Below are 446 nucleotides of genomic sequence, written 5' to 3'. Positions count from 1 at the left end.
GGCCGACAAGGGCGCGACGGTCACCCTCAACGTAGCCGGCRACGGCTACACGGTGACGCCGGCGGCGAACTTCAACGGCACGGTGACGCTGAGCTACACCGTCAGCGACGGCAACGGCGGCGAGCATGAGGTGACGCAGACGATCGAGTTTGCCGCCGAGAACGACGATCCTTCGGGAACGCCGGACGTGGAGCTGGAAGGCGGCGTCGAGGACACCGATTTCGCGGTCAGCACGGCGGACCTGCTGTCGGGGCTCAGCGATGTGGACGGCGACGAGCTGTCGATCTCGGCGATCGYGGCCGACAAGGGCGCGACGGTCACCCTCAACGTAGCCGGCRACGGCTACACGGTGACGCCGGCGGCGAACTTCAACGGCACGGTGACGCTGAGCTACACCGTCAGCGACGGCAACGGCGGCGAGCATGAGGTGACGCAGACGATCGAGT

1 protein-coding gene is annotated in these 446 nt (G+C 67.5%); it reads left to right on the top strand.

The genetic code is table 11. The features are described from left to right. On the top strand, positions 1 to 446 hold a 446-nt coding region (locus tag AC1DDS_RS25790), incomplete at both ends, for a cadherin-like domain-containing protein (protein ID WP_477481446.1).

The organism is Mycoplana sp. 10N416 (genome assembly GCF_056394765.1).
This window is presented reverse-complemented; position numbering and strand designations above follow the sequence as displayed.